Source organism: Streptomyces bugieae (assembly GCF_036352915.1).
Lineage (GTDB): Bacteria > Actinomycetota > Actinomycetes > Streptomycetales > Streptomycetaceae > Streptomyces > Streptomyces endophytica.
Window position 1 is genome coordinate 695,091 of record NZ_JAZBJP010000002.1, and the last position, 19,355, is coordinate 714,445.

Below are 19,355 nucleotides of genomic sequence, written 5' to 3' on the forward strand. Positions count from 1 at the left end.
GATGGCATACGAGATAGACCTGCCGCTGGACGAACAAGGCGGGAAGGGCGGAGAACGCAGAGAAGACGCTGCAGGTGAAGTAGGCCGAGCAGACAACGAGGCCGCCGGGCTCGCCGCGGAACTCACCGAACTCGGCAACGATGGCTTCCTACGGGCGACGCTCCGCGACCAGCCACCGGCACACTTTCACCACCGCAGCACCGACCACCTCCTAGGCTGGCCCTCCGGCGCCCCAGACATCGCCGAACCCACCTCCAGCCTCCTGCTCCGCGCCCTGCACACCTGCTTCACCGCGCACCTCCCCCTGAGCCTCTCGCCCGATGTCCTCTGGTACGCCGTCGTGCACGAGGTAGCCGTACACATCCGGCTGAACCCCGAAACGTACGAGGGCATCTTCACGGAGACGCCCGGGCACCGGCAGACCATCGTCGTACGGGACGATTCGGCCCCGCTGGACTGGGAGCGCTCGATCAACCTCGTCCAACAACCACTGCGCGCCCGGATCGGTGACGAGGCCGCCGACCTCTTCCAGCCCACCTTCTCCACCACCACGGACACGGACGCCACGGCCATGCTGGTGGCGCTGATGGACGTGGTCAGCCCGTACTACCGCTTTCGGTGGCAGACCCTCTGCGGCATTCCGCGAATCCGGTTGGAGGGCACGGACCGGGACTGGCGTCTGCTGGCGGCCCGGGTGCGGGAACTGGCGGAGTGGTTCGAAGGGCTGCGGCCGTGGTTCACGGCACTGCAGCCGGTGCTGGACGCGATCTGGGCGACGGCCTCGGGTTGGGGTGTCGACCTCGACTTCTGGCGTTCCCTCTACAAGTGGGAGTCGGCCTCGGGCGGCGACCGGGTGACGGGCTGGATCACCGCGTTCTTCGCCCACCGGTACACCGACGACGGTCCGCGCCCGAAGCCGTCGTTCGGGCCCGGCACGACCGCCGAGGACGACTTTCCCTCGCACGTCTCCCAGGTCCCGTTCCGTTGGGAGACCCCCACGGGAACGTTGGACATGGCGTTCCTCGGAGGCATCCTCGGTATCGAGCGCGAGGGAGAGTGGATCCGACCCCAACTCGGCCACGCAGTAGTCGAGTTGGCTCCCACAACCAAGCCCAACCCCAACGCCAAGCCTGCCACCGAGCCGGACGGCGCACCGCATGCCGAACCGGACGGCGAACGAGCGGACAGACCGTACGCCGGCGCGCGCCTGCCCGAGCCCTGGACATGGGCGGACGTCCAGCGCCTCACCGGCTGCCCGCAGGCCCATCCGCTCACCACCATCGGCACCGTCACCCACAACGGCAGCCCCCTCCAGGTCGACTACGCGATCAACCTCAACGGCATCTGCGCGGTCCGGGCCGGCGACCGGAATGACGACGGCGACGGCAACTGGTATCTGGGCGATGTCGTCTCCGACGCCGGGGACATCCAGTGCTGGGCCACCTACGGCCCGGACCTCGGCGACGCCCTGCGCGCGCTCTAACAGCCGGCCAGGGTCAACGGAAGTCGGCAGCGTGGTCAACGGCCCACTGGTGCAAGGTCCGTGCCGGCCCTCCGGCCACCTCCTCGACCGTGGTGGTCGTGACCGGCCGCGGGGCATCAAGCATCTCGGCGTACCCGTCCAGCAGGGTGTCCACGAAGGAGTCGGGGAAGGTGTCGTCGGCCAGCAGCTGCTGGCGGGCGGCCTCCCGCGACAGTTCCTCCCACCGGAGAGGCCGTCCGATGGCCTCTCCGATGATGCGCACCTGATCGACCTGGGTCAGGATCTCGGGCCCGGTCAGCGTGTAGACCGCCTTGTCGTGGCCCTCCTCGGTCAAGGCGCGTACGGCGACGGCGGCGATGTCGGCCTCGTGCAGCAGAGCCATGGGCACCGCCCCGTAGGCGCCGCGCACCACGTCGCCGGTGCGGATCTGGTCGGCCCACCAGAGGGTGTTGCTGGCGAAGGTGCTGGGACGTAGATGCGTCCAGCCGAGTCCCGACCGTTCGATGAGGCGCTCCACCGCGGCGTGGGAGCGGCCTACCGGGTGCCGCTGTTGCCCGGGGGCGAGCCCGTCCTGGACGGCCCCCGAGGAGAGAAAGACCACGTGCTCCACGTGCCGCCGTAGCGCATCGACGACAGCGGGCGCGGCGTCAGCCGTATGAAAGGGCCACATGAGGAAGGCCCGGTCGACGCCCTCCAGGGCCTCTTCCAGGCCGCGGGCGTCGGCCAGGTCGCCGGCCCGTACCTCGACGCCGCCGTACGCCAGGCCGGCCGAGTCCGGGTGCCGGGTCAGGGCCCGTACGTGTACACGTACACCTACACCTACATCAGTCGCCAACAACTGGGGGACGACCTGGCGGCCCACGTTTCCCGTCGCGCCAATAACCAGCACGGTGCGCTCCGCCGCGCCCTCCGCCGCACGGTTCATGGCCGCACCCGTGTCCATCGCGGTATCCCTGTCCATCGCGCTTCTCCCTCTGCAGGCGGCGTCTGTCCCGCTTGTCACCGCCCACAGTGCGCAACGGAGCGCCGGGGCCAACCACCAATGCGGGGATGTTGGCGGATACCAGCATGTTGAGGACGATGACGACGGATACCGTCATGACAGGCGGAGACAGGCCAGGACCGGTGGAGCCGGGTCAGGACCGGTGGAGCCGGGTCAGGACCGGTGGAGCCGGGTCAGGAGGCGCACCGGCACCCGCGCCAGGCGCAGGCGAGGACCCAACCGCCACCCGATCCCCGCCCCCGCCTCACCTCACCTCACCTCACCTCACCGCCTACAACACCGGGTCCGACGTCCCCCGTTGCTGCGGTATCGCCACGCCCTCCGGCTGCTGTAGTGCCACCGTCCGTGTCGGCGCGGGAATCCTGATTCCCTCGTCCCGGTACCGCTGATGGAGCCGCTTGATGAATTCATGCTTGATCCGATACTGGTCGCTGAATTCACCCACTCCCAGAATCACCGTAAGGCCGATCCGAGAGTCCCCGAAGGTGTGGAAACGAACGGCCGGTTCGTGTTCCGGAACGGCGCCACTGACGTCGGTCATCACGCTCTTGACGACCTCCAGGGTGACCCGCTCGACGTGTTCGAGGTCACTGTCGTAACCGACCCCAACCTGGACGAGGATCGACAACTGCTGTTCCGGCCGGGTGAAGTTGGTCATGTTGGTGCCGGCCAGCTGCGCATTCGGGATGATCACGAGATTGTTGGAGAGCTGGCGGACCACGGTGTTACGCCAGTTGATGTCGACGACGTATCCCTCCTCCCCGCTGCTGAGCCGAATGTAGTCACCGGGCTGCACGGTCTTCGAAGCCAATACGTGTACGCCCGCGAAGAGGTTGGCGAGGGTGTCCTGCAATGCCAGGGCGACCGCCAAGCCGCCCACGCCGAGCGCCGTGAGCAGAGGGGCTATGGAAATGCCCAGGGTCTGCAGGATGACCAGAACGCCCATTGCCAGCACCACGATGCGGGTGATGTTGGCGAAAATGGTGGCCGATCCGGCCACGCCGGATCGTGACTGGGCCAGCGACCTCACGAGTCGGGTGATCATCCGGGCCGCGGTCAGTGTAACGACCAGGATGAGCAGCACGGTCAGCGTGCGGTTGACGTTCCGTCCGACCGTAGGCGTCAGCGGCAGCGCAGCGGCCGCAGCCGCCAGACCACCGGATATCGCCGCCCAGGGCACCACGGATCGCAGTGAATCGACAATGACGTCGTCGCCGCTCCATCGCGTTCTGCTCGCGTGCTTTCCCAGCCACCGCAACACCGCTTTGCACAACAGTCCGGCGACGATACCGGCAATCAGCGCGGCACCGGCAACGATCAGGTCATGCAGCGTGACATCACGGTTCACCGGTCAACCCCCGCTCCCGGGAACTGCAGCCCTGCCACTGCCACGCATCGCATGTGATGCTCCATCATTCGGTTTTACCTGCTTGTCTCTAGGACTTCGAATGCGCCGGGGCCCGACCGCAGACGTGTGCGTGTACGTGTACGTGTCCATGTACGTAGACGAAGACGTGAAGGTCCCGCAAGTCGTGGTCGTCCTGACGCGATCAGCCATCCTGCCGCACACGACGCGATACGCAGCGAGCACCCCAGGAGAAACCAACCACCCGTGCCCGCCCGCCTCCATCAGGCATGCGCTCACTACGAACCCCACCCCACACTCCGCGCCCCGATCTGGCCCATTCTGCCGTCACCCACACGTGCGGTGCTGCGCATGGACGATTCCGCGAAGGGGAGTCATGCGAAGCCGCACGCGTCGACCGATACACGGCGGCGGACCAACTGGTGTTTTGAGAAGGGCCGACTTGAGCCGTGAGAACGAACAACGACACCAAGTCGGGTCAGCGTCCTGAGGAAGGGTGTTCCATGCGCCGCTTTGCCGCCCTCATGCTCGGTGCCGCCGCATTCTGCGGAGCGGTCACCGCCGCGCCTGGTCAGGCCACCGCCCTGGCCAAAGAACCATGTGGCTTCTACAAGACAGGCAGTGATGCGTACTACCGCCACTGCACCACGGACGGTTCGAACGTCGTGATCAAGGTGGAGGTCGCCTGGGCCCCCGACTACCAGCGCTGCGTCGGCCCGGGCCGTACGTGGCTGGGCTCCGCCTCCAGGATCCAGGGCGCGCACTACGTCGGGCGCACCTGCTGACCGGCCACGAGCTGTCCCTCCTGCTCCGGCCCGTTGCGACGACTCGTCCGCCAGCCGTCAGGCCGGCAACCGGCAGCCGTCAGCCTGGCAACCGACAGCCGTCGCAGCACACGGGAATTACGGAGCCTCGGGCGACTCAGAAGGGAACGGCCACCCCAGCCTCTCTCATTCGACTCAGGGCACGGCCCATACACTCGGCGACCGAGGCGCCGTCAGCTCTCATCGGCGGCAACGGCCCGCCACCGGCGGCGAAGGTCCACGCTGGCCGGCCTTCGCGCAGGCGCTCCGCATCGATGCGAATCATGGCTCCAATCCCCTGCTCACCGAGCCACTCCAGGATGAGCAGCGTCGCATCCTCGACGCCGCTGTCCAGATCTACCGTGGGCCACCGCCCCATCCCCTTGCCCATGGCCGCAACCCTACTGGGCCGGTCGGGACTACGACGTGGGTGCGCTCGGGCGAGGAGGCAGCCCAACAGGCATGGGGCGTAGGCGGATAGGCAGGGGGCGTGGGCGTAAGCGCAAGCGGCAAGCGGTAGGCAGCAAGCGGCAAGTGGCAAGCGACGTTGTCCAGATTGCGCAGGCGCTGGTGTCCGTCAAGGGTGCCGTCGTAGGTGCGGGGCCTGCACCAGCACGGGCGGACTGTCAGGTGGCGGTGCCTCCCGGTGTCGGCCCTTGCTCCCCCGCCCCGGCCCCTCCGCCCTCCTCCCTCTCGTCTTCCATCTGGACCCTTGGCAGGATGAGCACGCCCCAAGTGACCAGCACTGCCCCGATCGCCTCCGGGATCAGCCACCATCCGGTGCGTACGCGGTCCCCGTAGACCACGATGCCCAGGGCCAGGCTGACGAGGGCCTCTCCCAGGGTGAGGACGGGTTGGGAGACCACCAGCGGGCCGGATTCCAGCGCGTTGGCCAGCAGAAACAGTGCGCATGCCCCGGCCGCCACAAATCCGTAGGTCTGCCAGGAGGCGAAGAAGGTGCTCGGGCCGTGCCGGTTGAACGTGTCGGTCGCGGACTTCATCAAGGTCGCCGTCAGGGCGTAACCGATCGCGGAGGCGGCGCTGAAGAGGGCCGCGCGGGCCTTCCCCCGCGGGCGAGACGCCGCTGCCGCCGCACACAGCGTGATGGCACCAACGGTGGCCAGCAGCGTCACCACCCACGTGGCCGACGAGACCTCGGTGCCCGCTCCGGACGGTGCGGCAGCGGCCAGCGCCAGACCGAGGCCGACGGCGACGCTCAGGGAACCGGCCCAGCCGGCCGCCGGCAGCCGTCGGCGGGACAGCGCGCAGGCGATCACGAGCGCCAGGGGCAGTTCGGTCACCAGGATCGGCTGGACCAGGACAAGCGAACCCAGCGCCAGGGCCAACGCCTGGCACGCCGCGGCGCCGACCACCACGGCGATCCCGCCGAGCCATGCCGGATTACGCACCAGGTGCCGGACCAGCCTGGGACTGAAGGCATCACCCTCCGGTACGGTCCGTGCAGCCAGGCGCTGGAGCACGGTACCCGTGGCGTTGCCCACGGCCGCCAGCAGCGCGAACAGCGCAGACAACACAGCCGCCACCGTGCGATCCCCTCGGGTCGTGAGGCCATTGGTTCCTGGCAGCAACCGTGGCAGAGCAACCCGCAACGCGCGGAGCACGGCACGCCACCAGATGAGAACGACGACCACACCACGGCCGCACACTTCCCTCCGTTAGAGGCCTGGCCTTCCCCCGCCCCCTTTCCCTTCCCCCTTCTCCTCCCTCCCCCGCCTCGTCCTGGGCCGTCCCGGCGTAAAGCGACCCGGCGTGTGGGCATGAACCGTGGGTGTGGTCCGTGGCTGGTGCCTGGGCTGAGCCGGTGGCCGCTATGGGGAAGGCAACAGGCGGCGTCGTTGGTCTGGGGCAGGCCGTGGCTGTCGGTACCGGAAGCCCCAAGGCGGTAGGCACACGTACGGGTCGTGGGCGCATGGGCAGCACGGCGGCCGATATGTAGACGGCGTGGTGGCTGACCGCTGCTCATGAGCCAAGGAGGGATATGCCGTGGCGCCTGCGGAAGGCGCGGCTGTGGTGCACGGTGAGTGCCACCGTGGCGGCCAATATGCCGAGGGACTGGAAGCGGCCGATCACTGGCACCAGGTCAACGGGCAGCGCCACTGCTTCGACGGTGCTCAATACGGCGTCGAGCAGTTGCGCGGTGCCCCACAGCACCGTGAGTCCGCGGAGCGCCGCACGGAAGTCCGGCCGCTCGCACCACATGCGTTCCGCCGCTTCCTCCGCACCCGGCCCGCCTAGTCGGCGTCCGAACTGGAACGCCAACGGACGGGCGGCGAAGAGCGAACCCAGGACCCAGACCCCTAGGACGGCGGGGATGGCAGCGTCCTTCAGGAGCAGTATCCGCGGGCTGCCGCTGATCAGTGAGGTGACGGCCGACACGACCAGCAGGGCGAGCACCACTAGATCAACGAATTCGACGCGTCGGCGTATCACGGCGGTGCCTACTGCGTGCGCCGCCGGAATGGCACCGCTCAGCAGCAGCGCCTGCCACTGGGCGACGTCCTGTGCGCGTAGCACGTAGTACACGACGAAGGGCAGGAGGATGTTGACGATCAGCGGGATGAGGAAGGCGCGCCTTCGGTGTGTGCCGTCCGTACGCGTGGCTTCCACGCCTCCCGTGGCTGCTGCGCCATCGACGGATTGCCTGGCCTCCGCGTCCTCCATGCTTTTCATGCCCTCCATGGATTTCCTGCCTTCCACGGTGTTCATGAGTCCCCCAGCGATCCGAACGAAGTAGAGATGACGAGGTGTCGGCCGTGCGGCACAACCGCTCACGACCACTTGCCTCGACGTTAGGAGTTGGGAGGGTGGAGAGGCGTCGGCCCCAGGGTTGGTCCGGCGGTCGTGGCTCTCCACCCGTGCTCCTCAACCGCTGGGTGGACCTCGACCTGCTGGCCGGTCCACTTCGGCAAGATGACGATGGCCATCGCCTGCGGCAGGCCTACGGCAGTGCTCGACACTGGCGCCGGGACGGGCACCGGCCCCGACTCTTCAGAGCATGACGGAGAGCAGCAGCGGCACTACCGACGCGGAGGCTGCGGTACCGACCCAAGCGACCGAAAGCCGCGCCTTGCGCCAACGCATGGTCCAGGGGAAGGCGAAGGAGAGTAGGGCGAGGCATGCGCCGGTCGCGTAGAGGAAGGGAGCGCTGATCAGGGGGACGGTCACGTTGGCCGGACAAAGATCCGGGCCGCAGGAATCCGTGGCCATGGTGGCGAAGGCGTAGAGGGTGAAGGCCGGGATGTAGAGACCGCCGATCACCCCGACGGCGACCAGCGGCGGGCACCACCACAAGGGGTCACGGAGCCGCCGTGCCGGGGAGGGGACGGGATGGGGCAGGGGCAGGGGCAGGGGCACGGCAGGGTGGGGCGGCGGGGGCACGGTGGCCGGTGCGGCGTGGCGGTGGGCGACGGGCTCTGGCGCGTATGCGGTGGGGGCAGGGTGAGGCGGCAGAGCAGTTGCGTCGTCGGTCATGGGGTGAGTCAACGTGGCCGGAGAGCGTGGTTGCCAGAGGGCAGGTACTCAGATGGGCTGAGGTGGGGTGGGGCTCCGTACTTAACCGTCGAGCGGCTGCCGGTCCACGTAGCGCCCGTCAGCACGAAGCACCGAACATCGAGCACCGGGCACCGGGCACCGGGCACCGGGCACCGGGCACCGGGTACCGCGCACCGAGCACCGCGCGCCGAGTAGCAGCATGGCCGAGCAGCAGCATGAGCGACAGCGCCAACCGGGCCGGGCTCCAAGGCCCGCGCCCACCGTGACCCGGAGGACAATGAAGGCATGACGCCGCCCCTTCCTGCCCGGCTGGTGGTCCTGCGCCACGCCAAGTCCGCCTGGCCGCCGGACGTGCCCGATCACGAGCGCCCGCTGGGCAAGCGCGGCCGCAGGGATGCGCCGGCGGCCGGGCGCCGGCTGCTGGCGGACGGGTGCGTGCCCGACCTCGTCCTGTGCTCCACGGCCCGCCGCACCCGCGAGACCTGGGACCTCGTCGCACCGGAGCTCGGCGCCCGACCGGAGGTGGTCTTCGAGCCGCGGGTGTACGGAGCGAGCGCCGCCGAGCTGCTCGATGTGGTGCGCGAGGTTCCGGAGCAGCGGCGGACGGTGCTGTTGATCGGCCATCAGCCGGGCGTCCAAGACGTGGTGCTGGCGCTGGCAGGACAGGAAGAGGGAGAGCGGGGCAGGGACGCGGACGGGGAGGCGTTGGGGCGGGTGCGGGCGAAATTCCCTACGTCGGGGATTGCGGTCCTGGCCCTGCGGGGCGCCTGGGCGGACCTCGCGCCGGGCACCGCCACCCTCACGGACTTCACCGTCCCGCGCGGCGAAGCTCCTGGGAAGTGACCCGGAACGCTCAGCTCACAGCTACTTCCCTCTTCACCGACCACCGATCACCGACCACCGACCACCGCCTGCTGCCTGCTGCCTGCTGCCTGCTGCCTGCTGCCTGCTGCCTGCCGGCCACCGGCCCTCAGCCACCGACCGGTAATCACCGCTCCCCGCCCCCGAACATCGCCGCCCCTTCCACACCCGTCGCCTGGTTTTCCGCTACGTACGGCCGCAGCTCCGCCTCGTAAGCGGCGAAGGCGGTCGTGTGGTCGCCGTTCGCTCCGGCCAGGTGTCGGGCCAGGGTCCGGGCGCCTATCAGGGCCTGGGAGGTGCCCATGCCACTGGTGGGCGCGGCGCAGTAGCCCGCGTCGCCGAGCAGGGCGATCCGGCCCTGCGACCAGCGGTCCAGGTGGACCTGGCAGGCCGAGGAGAAGTAGAAGTCGTCGGCCTCGGTCATGGCGTCCAGCAGTCGCGGCGCTTCCCAGCCGCGTCCCGCGAACGCCGTGCGCAGCGCCTGCTCCTGTTCCTCCCGGCCGCAACGGTCCAGCGCGGGCGTCGGGGTGGCGAACGAGAGGCTGACCGTCAGCCGGTCCGCGTCGCCCGCGCTGAACGCGTAGATCGCCGTGTCCGGTGCATGCTGCAGCACACCGCTGTGGTCGAGACCGAGGTAGTTCGCGGTGCTGAAGCCGGCGCCGGAGAGGCCGAGGTGGCGCACCGCGTCGGCGTGCGGGCCGAACGCGAGCCGCCGGACCTTCGAGTACACCCCGTCCGCCCCTATGACGAGGTCGAAGGTACGGGGCGCGCCGCGCTCGAACTCGACGGCGACGCCGGAGTCGTGCTGGGTGAGCGCGCTGATCGAGTCGTTGAAGACGTACTCCACGTCGTGCGTGGTGATCCGGTGCAGGATCCGGGTCAACTCCCGCTTCGGCACCTCCAGTTCACCGGCGAAGGCTTCGGCCGGCAGCATCCCGGTCTCGGTGCCGGCCTCGTCCACCAGGGCTGTGCCGCGCATCTTGGTCTCGTGGCGGCGCACCTCGGCGAGGATGCCCAGGTCGTCGAGCACGTCGAACGCGGCGCCGCGGAAATCGACCGCGTATCCGCTGTCCCGGAGGTCCGGGGCGCGTTCGACCACGGTGACGTCGTAGCCGTCGCGGTGCAGGAAGTAGGCGAGGGCGGGTCCGGCCACGCTCGCGCCCGAGATCAGAACCGTTGCGTGAGTCATGGGAATGACCATATCCAGGGTTTGACCAAATGGGCAAACCGTTTGGATAAACCATTTGGGCAAGAACGCACGGAGCAGTGGATGGATCCCGTCGGACGGAGCAGTGGATGGATCCCGTCGGACGGAGCAGTGGGTGGATCCCGTTAGGGTCGACCAAGCGGATGAACCAAGCGGATGAACCATGCGGACAACCCTCGGATACGCTGCGGACATGGGAAATCGAGAGGACCTCCTCGCCGGCGCGAAGCAGTGCCTGATCGAACGCGGCTGGGCGCGGACCACCGTCCGGGACATCGCGGCAGCGGCCGGAGTCAGCCATGCCGCCATCGGCTACCACTTCGGGTCCCGGGACACGCTGCTCACCCAGGCGCTCGTGAAGGCCGTGGACGAGCTCGGTGACGAGCTCGCGAGTCGCGCGCCCGAAGGGACGCCGGAGCAGCGCTGGCAGGCGCTGATCGACAGCTTCACCACGCATCGGGCCCTGTGGGTGGCCCAGTTGGAGGCCGCGGTGCAGGCCGAACGGTCACCGGAGGTACGGGCGCACCTCGCCGAGGGGCAGCGCATGGCGCGGGAGGGGCTCGGGGGCTCGGTACCGCTCGCCCTGCTGAGCGGTCTGATGCTGCAGTGGCTGGTGGACCCGGAGAACGCGCCGTCGGGCGCGGAAGTCATCACGGAACTGCGCTCGACGTCCCTGGATTGACGTCCCGGGATTGACGTCCCTGGATCGACGTCCCGGGATTGGCCTCCCTGGCTGACGTCCCTGGATTGACGCCTATGGGTTGGCCCCCACGAGGTAGCCCCCATGGGTTGGCCGCCACGGTCGGCCCCCACGGGTCGGCCACTCCAAAGCCAACGTATGGCCGTGCCCCGCCTCGCCGGACGGCCGGGGTCCTTGCCAGACGCATATCGTCGTCACCCTGGTGGACGATGACGGCCGGGACATTCCCGTGGGGCCGGGTCGGCGTTTCTTCTGCGCGCCGGAGGAGACCGCGCCGGTCGGCGCGCCCCCCGATGGTCCGCGCGTTATTGACCGCCGCCACGCTGACCGCCCTCGCCTTCAGCGCGCCCGACGCGGTGCGCTACCTCAAGATGGACATGAGGTCAGAGACCATCCGAGGACGGTGGGCCGGTGAGCGAGGGAACGGCAGAGGATCAACACCCGCGTCACCTCGCGGAAATTCGCCCCCCGGTGCAGCCTCCCCACACCCACTCGAAGGAACGCTGACCGATGGGCCCCGTCTCGGACGCCCCAGACACCCCGAACGCGCCAGACACCTCCGATGCCCGGGACGCCCCGGACGCCCCGGACGTCATCGAGGAGCTCACCGCCGATCACCGCGCGGTACAGCGGCTGTTCGACCGTATCCGCGCCGCCGCACCGGGAAGTGCCGCCCGCAAGGCCCTCGTCGAGCAGGTGTCCGCCGCCCTGGTCCGGCACTTCGTCGTGGAGAAGGCGTACCTGTACCCCGCCGTGCGGGACTACGTGGCGGACGGGCGGCGGTGGGCCGAGAAGGAGTTGTCCGACCACGGGCACATCGAGGAGCTGCTGCACGAGCTGGAGCAGCGGGAGTCGCAGGACGAGGACTTCACCGCCCTGGTCCTGGCCCTGTCGACCCGGGTGACCGGTCACCTCCTCGACGAGGAACAACGGCTCTTCCCCCGGCTGCAGGCCACCTGCCCCGCGCACACCAGGCGGGAGCTCGGCGAGAAGGTCCGGCGGGCGAGGAACGGTGCCCCGACCCACCCCCGGCCCCACGCCCCGGACTCCGCCCTGGCCACCCGGGCGGTGAGCCCCGGCCTCGGCCTGCTGGACGGCGTACGGGACTTCCTCACCCGGCGGGGCCGCACCCGGCGCTCCTGAGGGGCGGCCGGACAGTCCGGACGAGCGGCCCGACAGTCCGGACGGCCGGCCCGACAGTCCGCACGAGCGCCCCGACCAGCCGGACGAGCGGCCCGACAAGCCGTCGTCCTGGCCGGCGCCCGGACCGCGGCCATGCGCAGGAAACCGGCGCGCCAGGCGGGTGGCAGCGGCGCCCGTCCCGTTTGGCCCTGCCGTGGAGGTGTTACGGCTAGGCGGTGCGCTCGTGGTACGCGTCGAGAAAGGGCTCGTGTGATGGCCGAGCAGCATCCGGACCAAAACGGTGGCGTACCCGATCCGCCGGACCAAGACGGTTGCGTACCCGATCCGCCGGACCCCGCGGGCAGGTTCTCCGGGGCTGCGGGACGGTTGATCCGAGGAGGTGGCCACCTTGGTCCAGGCGGAGCTCGAACGGGCGAGGGACGAACTGACCGCAAGGGCCCGCGAGACGCGCCTGGGCTCCCTGGCCCTGGCCGCCGGCGGTGTCTGCGCCTCGCTGGCGCTGCTGTCGGCCCATGAGGCGGTGCTGCGCGCGGCGGAACGCCACTGGCCGCCACCGCAGCGGGCCGCCGCCACCATGGCGCTCGGCTACGCCTCGGGCGCCGCGGCGCTCGCCTCGTTCGGCTGCTGGCGGCTGCGGAAGGCCCGCGCCGCCTCGCGCGGGGCGGTGGTGCAGATGATCCCCGACCGGACGGCCGACTGAGCCCGTACGCCAAAGAGTGCAGGTGGCGGCCGTCGGGCCCGGGCTCGATCGGCTCCGCGCGGTCGGGTGCCCGGGTCCGTGATCGTCGGTGCGGCACCGGGCGCAGGGAGGCACCCGCAGGGGCGAAGAGGGAGTGGAGCATGCTGTTCCAGAAGCGGAAGGCCCGGCTTGCGGCGCAGGCCCGCGAGGCGGCCGTCACCAGCTACAGCGCGCTGGACCGCCGGGCCCCGGTCTCCGAACTGGCGAAGGAGCTGCTGCGCAAGGCCTTCCCGGACCACTGGTCCTTCCTGCTGGGCGAAATCGCGCTGTACAGCCTCGTGGTGCTGGTGCTGACCGGAAGCTATCTGACGCTGTATTTCGAACCCAGCATGAGCCAGAGCACGTACCACGGTGCGTTCCACCCGCTGGACGGGCTCGTGATGACGGACGCCTATGCGTCGACCCTGGACATCAGTTTCGATGTCCGGGGCGGGCTGCTGATCCGGCAGATGCACCACTGGGCGGCCCTGGTGTTCGTGGCCGCGCTGGGCGTGCACATGCTGCGGGTGTTCTTCACCGGGGCCTTCCGCCGTCCCCGCGAAGGCAACTGGATGATCGGGGTGACGCTGTTCCTGCTCGCCCTGCTGGAGGGATTCGCCGGTTATTCGCTCCCCGACGACCTGCTGTCCGGCACGGGGCTGCGCACCGCGAACACCATCGTGCTGTCCATTCCCGTCGTGGGGACGTATCTGAGCTATTTCCTGTGGGGCGGGTCGTACCCCGGCCACATCCTGATCGCCCGGCTGTACACGGTGCATGTGCTGTTCGTGCCCGCGATTCTGATCGCCCTGCTCGGTGCGCATCTGGTGATGGTGGTCTATCTGAAGCACACTCAGTGGTCGGCCAGGGGGAAGACCAATCGGAACGCCGTCGGGCAGCCGATGTTCCCGCAGTTCACCGCCAAGTCCACCGGTCTGGGCCTGATGGTCTTCGGGGTGGTGGCCTGGCTGGGGGCGGTCGCCCAGATCAACCCGGTGTGGGACTACGGCCCCTACGTGGCGGACCAGGCGTCCACCGATGCCCAGCCGGACTGGTACGTGGGCTTCCTCGAAGGGGCGTTGCGGCTGATGCCCCCGTGGGAGACCAATGTGGCGGGGCACACCATCATGTGGAACGTGCTCCTCCCGGCGGTGGTGCTGCCCGGTGTGCTCTTCCTCGTGCTCTACCTGTACCCGTACTTCGAGAAGTGGGTGACGGGTGACCTGATGGAGCATCACCTCTGCGACCGGCCGCGCGACCGCCCCACCCGTACGGGCCTGGGGGTCGCCGCGATCGTCTTCTACGCCGTGTTGCTGGTGGCCGGCGGCAACGACGTGGTCGCCGCGGTCTTCGAGGTCTCGGTCGAGGCGCTGACCTGGATCTTCCGCGTCGCGGTGATCGTCGGCCCGATCCTCGCGTTCCTCATCACCAAGCGCTTCTGCCTGGCCCTGCAGGCCCATGACCGTCAGCTGCTGGAGGAGGGCGAGGAGACCGGCCAGATCAGCCAGAACGTCTACGGCGGGATCGGCGAGAGCAACCGGCCGCTCGACACCGACCAGCGTTACCGTCTCCTGGTGCGGGACGTTCCCGCGCCGCTGGAGCATCCGGGCGGGCGGGCACCGCGCCGGCAGCGGCTGCGCGCCGTGCTGAGCGCCTGGTACTACCGCGACCGGGTCGAGATGCCGGCCACCGCGGAGGAGCGTCTCCAGATTTCCGGAAAGACGATGGACCCGGTGGCGGGCGCGGGCCGCGCGGGCGAGGAAGAGACTTCCTAGAGCTCAGCGGGCCCGTTCAGTCGTCGCGGCGGGCGAATTCGAAGACCATTCCGAAGATGGCGGACACGGTGACACCGAGCCCGATGAGGAGCAGCCACACCGCGTAGACGAGGCCGAGTCCCGACAGTGCCACGCCCAGTGCGACCACGATCGGATAGCCGCTGTGCGGCGGGAAGAAGTCGAGTGGGCCGCTGCGCTCGTGGATCTCGGATTCCTGCCGGTCCTCCGGCCGTTCGCCCTTGCGGCGGTAGTTCACGGCACAGAAGAACGAGATGACGACCGCCATGAAACAGGACACCGTGAGCGCGGCGATGCCGGCCGGTTCCCGGGCGAACCAGATGTACACCGCGTCGGTGAGCAGGAAGAAGAGGGCGACGCCCGCGAAGAGAAACGCCTCGGCTTTCACTTCTGCTCGTCTCCCAAGGTGTCCGGGGTCGGTTCGGACGTTCCGCGTTCACCCGGGGCGAGTTCGAGGTACTGGGGATGATGGAGGTCGAAGGCGGGCGAGTCGGAACGGATCCGGGGAAGCGCCACGAAGTTGTGACGGGGCGGCGGACACGAGGTGGCCCATTCCAGCGACCGTCCGAATCCCCATGGGTCGTCACTCTCCACCCCGGGCGCGTATTTCGCGGTCTTCCAGACGTTGTAGAGGAAGGGCAGGGTCGACAGGCCCAGCAGGAACGCACCGGCCGAGGAGATGGTGTTCAGGAGGGTGAAGCCGTCGGCGGCGAGATAGTCGGCGTAGCGGCGCGGCATGCCCATCTCACCGAGCCAGTGGTGGACGAGGAAGGTGGTCTGGAATCCGATGAACAACGTCCAGAAGTGAATCTTCCCCAGTCGCTCGTCGAGCATCCGGCCGGTCCATTTCGGCCACCAGAAATAGAAGCCGCCGAACATCGCGAAGACGATCGTGCCGAACAGCACATAGTGCAGATGCGCGACGATGAAGTAGGTATCGGTGACCTGGAAGTCCATGGGGGGTGAGGCGATCAGCACACCACTGAGGCCTCCGAGGAGAAAGGTCACCATGAATCCGACGGCCCAGAGCATCGGCGTCTCGAACGACAGGCTGCCCCGCCACATCGTCCCGATCCAGTTGAAGAACTTCACCCCGGTCGGTGCCGCGATCAGGAAGGACATCAGGGAGAAGAACGGCAGCAGCACCGCGCCCGTGGCGAACATGTGGTGCGCCCACACCGCGGCGGACAGCATGGTGATGGCGATCGTCGCGCCGACCATGCCGACGTATCCGAAGACCGGTTTGCGGCTGAAGACGGGCACGATCTCGGTCACCACACCGAAGAACGGCAGCGCGACGATATAGACCTCGGGGTGGCCGAAGAACCAGAAAAGGTGCTGCCAGAGCAGCGCCCCGCCATTGGCCGCGTCGAAGACGTGCGCACCGAGCCGCCGGTCGGCCAGCAGCACGAGGAGTGCGGCGGTGAGGACCGGAAAGGCGAGCAGCGCCAGGATGGAGGTGAAAAGGATGTTCCAGGTGAAGATCGGCATCCGGAACATCGTCATTCCGGGGGCGCGCAGCGTGATGATGGTGGCGACGAAATTGACCGAGCCGAGGGTGGTGCTGAGACCGGCGACGACCAGGCCCGCCGCCCACAGGTCGCCGCCGGCACCCGGCGAAAACACCTCGCTGTTCAGCGGTGCGTAGGCGAACCATCCGAAGGGGGCCGCACCGCCCGGCACGACGAATCCCGACACCACCATCAGCCCGCCGAAGAGGAAGAGCCAGTACGTCAGGGCGTTGAGCCGGGGAAAGGCGACGTCGGGTGCGCCGATCTGCAGGGGCATGACGGCATTGGCGAACCCGGCGAACGTCGGGGTCGCGAAGAGCAGCATCATGACCGTGCCGTGAATGGTGAACAGTTGGTTGTACTGCTCATTGCTGACGATCTGCAGGCCCGGTCGGGCCAGCTCCGCCCGCATCAGCATCGCGAGAACTCCGGCGAACAGGAAGAACCCGAAGGCCGTGACGAGATACATATTGCCGATCACCTTGTGATCGGTGGTCGTCACATACTTCCGGATCCTGTTGCCTGCCTTGACGCGCGGATTCTGGGAGGCGTCCAGCGGCTCCCGCCGCCGGTCGTGGTCCAGCTGCGACATCGCCCCTCCGAGACACTGGCGGCCGGCGGCGGGTTCCGGCCCCTCACCGCGCCTCACTGTGTAGCCGCAACCGTTGGCCGCCAAACCTTCTGTCGACCATCCAGACCCGCCCCCATGGCCCACCGCACGTCATTGCGATATCACGTCCGAATACCGCCAGCCCCGGTGCGGCACACAGCGCAGACTTTTCCCTGGATGAGGAATCCGATGACGACACATTCCATGACGTCGCATCTCCATGATGCTGATTCCTCGGGAAAGGAATGAGCGACCATGACGCTCTACACCACGATGGACAGCCCGCTCGGCGAGCTGCTGCTGGTCGGCGAGCGGTCCCGGACCGCGCGCGGAGGCACCGCGCTGGCCTCGCTGTCGGTGCCCGGCCAGAAGGGCGGCGTCACCGTCCGGGACGGCTGGACCGGGGACGCGGCGGCGTTCGCCGAGATCACCGGCCAGCTGCGCGCGTACTTCGACGGCACCCGCACCCGCTTCGACCTCACCTACGTCCCCTCCGGCAGCGCGTTCCAGCGGCAGGTCTGGGCGGCGATCGAGACCGTCCCGTACGGCACCACCACGACCTACGGCCGGATCGCCGACCGGATCGGGGCCCCGCGCACCGCGGTCCGCTCGGTCGGCGCCGCGATCGCCGCGAACCCGCTGCTCATCGTCCGCCCCTGCCATCGCGTGATCGGCGCGAACGGCGCCCTCACCGGCTACGCGGGCGGCCTGCAGCGCAAGCAGCGACTGCTGCTCCACGAGGGCGCCGCCCAGGCGGCCGCCTGAGTGACCGGCTCCAGAGCGACGCACACCTCACGAAGGAACCCACCATGACCCCCGCCACCACGACCGAGGCCACCTCACCGGACGGCAGCCTCACCGCACGGGTCGACGCCGCCGACTGGGGCGCCCTCACCGACGAGGTCAACGAGTACGGCAGCGCGCTGACCGGGCCGCTGCTCACACCCGGCCGGTGCCGCGAGATCGCCGCCCTGTACGACGACGCCGAACGGTTCCGCACCACCGTCGACATGGCCCGCCACCGCTTCGGCTCCGGTCAGTACCGCTACTTCACCCATGACCTGCCGGACGCCGTCCGCGAACTGCGCGAGGCGTTCTACCCGCATCTCCTGCCGATCGCCCGCGACTGGGCCGCCAAGCTCGGGCGGAGCGCCCCGTGGCCGGACGATCTCGGGCGGTGGCTCGCTACGTGCCACCGGGCCGGGCAGGCCAAGTCCGCCCAGATCCTGCTGCGTTACGGCGCAGGCGACTGGAACGCGCTGCACCGCGACGTGTTCGGCGAGATGGTCTTCCCGCTCCAGGTCGTCATCGGCCTCGACGCACCCGGTGTCGATTTCACCGGCGGCGAGTTCCTGATGACCGAACAGCGGCCCCGCGCCCAGTCCCGGGGCTCGTCCACCACGCTCCCCCAGGGACACGCGCTGGTCTTCACCACCCGCGACCGCCCGGTGGCCTCCCGGCGCGGCTGGTCCGTCGGGCCGATGCGGCACGGCGTGAGCACCGTCCGCTCCGGGGTGCGGCGGACGCTCGGCCTCGTCTTCCACGAGGCGTCATGAACGGCCCCACCACGGGTCCCCAGCCGGGTACGCGGGAGGTGCCCGCTCCGCACACCGAGGTGGAGCTGGCCGCCCTGATCGGCCTGCTGACCGGGCACCGCTCGCGGATCCGGTCCGTCGCGGTCGGCCACGGCCGGGACGGGAGTTCCCGCGCCGCCGCGCAGGCGTTCACCGCGGCCTGGCAGGCGCTCGGCAAGGACGTCCTCGCGGTCGTCGACTGGCCCGAGCACGCGGCCTCGTGGCTGCGGCCCGCCCGGCGACTGACCGCCCAGACCCCGGACGCCTGGGTGTTGGCCGGCGCACCGGCAGGCGTCGCCCCACTGCTCCGGCGCCTGCGCCGCTCCACCGACTGGGACCCCGCTCGCACCGTCGGCTTCGCCTCCCTCGGCACGCCCCGACTCGTCGAACTCGCCCGTGCCGACACCGTCCACGGGTTGCGCGGCGCATCGCGGGACGGCGGCACCTGGGATCTGCGCCGGGGCTGGGCCACCCACTACCTGCCCGCGGTGGCGGCCGACGCCCAGCGGTGACCCGCTCCTTTCGGCCCCGGTCAGGGGCGGTCCTGCTCCGTTCGACCGGCTCCACCGGACTCCCCCGGGCCGCCGCCCTCATACGGCAATTGCGCGCGCTCGTCGACGAGTTGGTCGCCGATGAGGAACCCAGCGCGGCACCCGGGGCGCGCGGAGTCCGGTCGTATCGGGCATCCGTCCGTCAGTGGTCGACGTGGGTCAGGCAGAGCGTGGTGTCCCCGAGCCTGCCGCCCCTCTCCTCGTACTGGGTGAACTCAGCGGGGCACTCGCCGCTGGGTCCGGGCGTGAACCGGATCTTGTAATCCGCTTGGGGATCGGTGCAGTTGATGGTGAACAGCACCGGCTTGGCGTGCGTGCCCCGGTTTTCCAGGCAGTCCCCGACCTTTGCCTCACGGGCGGTCTTCGCCGGCTCCTTGCCGTCGCTGAGCAGCCAGAACACCGTGCCGAGAGCGGCCACGACAGCCAGCGCGATCACCGGCCTGAGCCACTGCCGGGGATTCGGCCCGGTCGGCACGAACACGGGAGCGCCCGGCGGCGGCTGGTTCTGCCCCCACTGCT

General features: G+C 69.4%; 20 protein-coding genes. 10 read left to right on the forward strand and 10 right to left on the reverse strand.

Annotation, left to right across the window (positions count from 1 at the left end):
• Nucleotide 1: 1 nt before the first annotated feature.
• The gene (locus V2J85_RS08190; protein ID WP_330821077.1) at nt 2-1,483 is read left to right on the forward strand and encodes a DUF4419 domain-containing protein; all 1,482 of its coding nucleotides are present in this window, start codon (nt 2-4) and stop codon (nt 1,481-1,483) included.
• Between the two features lie 13 nt (nt 1,484-1,496).
• Here the strand turns inward: V2J85_RS08190 and V2J85_RS08195 are convergent, their stop codons facing one another.
• Nucleotides 1,497-2,444, reverse strand: a complete 948-nt coding sequence (locus tag V2J85_RS08195; RefSeq protein WP_330821079.1) for an NmrA family NAD(P)-binding protein — start codon at nt 2,442-2,444, stop codon at nt 1,497-1,499.
• A gap of 313 nt (nt 2,445-2,757) precedes the next feature.
• Nucleotides 2,758-3,834, reverse strand: a complete 1,077-nt coding sequence (locus V2J85_RS08200; RefSeq protein ID WP_261954061.1) for a mechanosensitive ion channel family protein — start codon at nt 3,832-3,834, stop codon at nt 2,758-2,760.
• 521 nt (nt 3,835-4,355) lie between these two features.
• Between V2J85_RS08200 and V2J85_RS08205 the strand changes: the two genes are divergently transcribed.
• Nucleotides 4,356-4,637 (forward strand): DUF6355 family natural product biosynthesis protein, encoded by a 282-nt coding sequence (locus tag V2J85_RS08205; RefSeq protein ID WP_330821080.1) that lies wholly within the window; start codon nt 4,356-4,358, stop codon nt 4,635-4,637.
• A 136-nt stretch (nt 4,638-4,773) separates the two neighbouring features.
• Here the strand turns inward: V2J85_RS08205 and V2J85_RS08210 are convergent, their stop codons facing one another.
• The 4 genes from V2J85_RS08210 to V2J85_RS08225 all read right to left on the reverse strand — a co-directional run bounded on the left by V2J85_RS08210 (nt 4,774) and on the right by V2J85_RS08225 (nt 8,147).
• Nucleotides 4,774-5,046: a hypothetical protein gene (locus tag V2J85_RS08210; protein WP_261954063.1), complete on the reverse strand. Its 273-nt coding sequence runs from the start codon at nt 5,044-5,046 to the stop codon at nt 4,774-4,776.
• 235 nt (nt 5,047-5,281) lie between these two features.
• Nucleotides 5,282-6,199 (reverse strand): DMT family transporter, encoded by a 918-nt coding sequence (locus tag V2J85_RS08215; RefSeq protein WP_410011215.1) that lies wholly within the window; start codon nt 6,197-6,199, stop codon nt 5,282-5,284.
• A gap of 436 nt (nt 6,200-6,635) precedes the next feature.
• A complete protein-coding gene (locus V2J85_RS08220; protein WP_261954065.1) occupies nt 6,636-7,382 on the reverse strand; it encodes a VC0807 family protein in 747 nt (248 codons plus the stop codon).
• Nucleotides 7,383-7,664: 282 nt separating this feature from the next.
• A complete protein-coding gene (locus V2J85_RS08225) occupies nt 7,665-8,147 on the reverse strand; it encodes a hypothetical protein (protein ID WP_261954066.1) in 483 nt (160 codons plus the stop codon).
• Between the two features lie 306 nt (nt 8,148-8,453).
• Between V2J85_RS08225 and V2J85_RS08230 the strand changes: the two genes are divergently transcribed.
• Nucleotides 8,454-9,011, forward strand: a complete 558-nt coding sequence (locus tag V2J85_RS08230) for a SixA phosphatase family protein (RefSeq protein ID WP_261954067.1) — start codon at nt 8,454-8,456, stop codon at nt 9,009-9,011.
• Between the two features lie 145 nt (nt 9,012-9,156).
• On the opposite strand, the gene V2J85_RS08235 is transcribed toward V2J85_RS08230, so the two are convergent.
• On the reverse strand, nt 9,157-10,218 hold the full coding sequence (locus V2J85_RS08235) for an FAD-dependent monooxygenase (RefSeq protein ID WP_330821081.1): 1,062 nt from the start codon (nt 10,216-10,218) through the stop codon (nt 9,157-9,159).
• A gap of 211 nt (nt 10,219-10,429) precedes the next feature.
• On the opposite strand from V2J85_RS08235, the gene V2J85_RS08240 reads away from it, so the two are divergent.
• From V2J85_RS08240 to qcrB, 4 genes are all read left to right on the forward strand, one after another.
• Entirely contained in the window at nt 10,430-10,918 is a 489-nt protein-coding gene (locus tag V2J85_RS08240) for a TetR/AcrR family transcriptional regulator (protein ID WP_330821082.1), read from the forward strand.
• A gap of 528 nt (nt 10,919-11,446) precedes the next feature.
• Nucleotides 11,447-12,079 carry a hemerythrin domain-containing protein gene (locus tag V2J85_RS08245; RefSeq protein ID WP_330821083.1) on the forward strand — a complete coding sequence of 211 codons (633 nt, stop codon included), beginning with the start codon at nt 11,447-11,449 and terminating at the stop codon, nt 12,077-12,079.
• 379 nt (nt 12,080-12,458) lie between these two features.
• On the forward strand, nt 12,459-12,779 hold the full coding sequence (locus tag V2J85_RS08250; protein WP_261954071.1) for a phage holin family protein: 321 nt from the start codon (nt 12,459-12,461) through the stop codon (nt 12,777-12,779).
• 140 nt (nt 12,780-12,919) lie between these two features.
• The gene (qcrB, locus tag V2J85_RS08255) at nt 12,920-14,572 is read left to right on the forward strand and encodes a cytochrome bc1 complex cytochrome b subunit (RefSeq protein WP_261954072.1); all 1,653 of its coding nucleotides are present in this window, start codon (nt 12,920-12,922) and stop codon (nt 14,570-14,572) included.
• A 16-nt stretch (nt 14,573-14,588) separates the two neighbouring features.
• Here the strand turns inward: qcrB and ctaF are convergent, their stop codons facing one another.
• Both ctaF and ctaD read right to left on the reverse strand, forming a co-directional pair.
• The gene (gene ctaF / locus V2J85_RS08260; RefSeq protein ID WP_261954073.1) at nt 14,589-14,978 is read right to left on the reverse strand and encodes a cytochrome c oxidase subunit 4; all 390 of its coding nucleotides are present in this window, start codon (nt 14,976-14,978) and stop codon (nt 14,589-14,591) included.
• Nucleotides 14,975-16,693: an aa3-type cytochrome oxidase subunit I gene (gene ctaD / locus V2J85_RS08265; protein ID WP_330821084.1), complete on the reverse strand. Its 1,719-nt coding sequence runs from the start codon at nt 16,691-16,693 to the stop codon at nt 14,975-14,977. Before ctaD ends, ctaF begins: the two co-directional genes overlap by 4 nt.
• A gap of 273 nt (nt 16,694-16,966) precedes the next feature.
• On the opposite strand from ctaD, the gene V2J85_RS08270 reads away from it, so the two are divergent.
• From V2J85_RS08270 to V2J85_RS08280, 3 genes are read left to right on the forward strand one after another with little or no spacing between them, the layout of a single operon-like run.
• A complete protein-coding gene (locus tag V2J85_RS08270) occupies nt 16,967-17,476 on the forward strand; it encodes a methylated-DNA--[protein]-cysteine S-methyltransferase (RefSeq protein ID WP_261954075.1) in 510 nt (169 codons plus the stop codon).
• Between the two features lie 44 nt (nt 17,477-17,520).
• Nucleotides 17,521-18,267: a 2OG-Fe(II) oxygenase gene (locus V2J85_RS08275; protein WP_330821085.1), complete on the forward strand. Its 747-nt coding sequence runs from the start codon at nt 17,521-17,523 to the stop codon at nt 18,265-18,267.
• Entirely contained in the window at nt 18,264-18,797 is a 534-nt protein-coding gene (locus V2J85_RS08280; RefSeq protein WP_330821086.1) for an ABC transporter substrate-binding protein, read from the forward strand. The genes V2J85_RS08275 and V2J85_RS08280 overlap by 4 nt, the downstream gene beginning before the upstream one ends.
• A 181-nt stretch (nt 18,798-18,978) precedes the next feature.
• Here V2J85_RS08280 and V2J85_RS08285 read toward each other — a convergent pair whose 3' ends face one another.
• Nucleotides 18,979-19,272 (reverse strand): LppU/SCO3897 family protein, encoded by a 294-nt coding sequence (locus tag V2J85_RS08285; protein WP_261954078.1) that lies wholly within the window; start codon nt 19,270-19,272, stop codon nt 18,979-18,981.
• Nucleotides 19,273-19,355 lie beyond the last annotated feature (83 nt).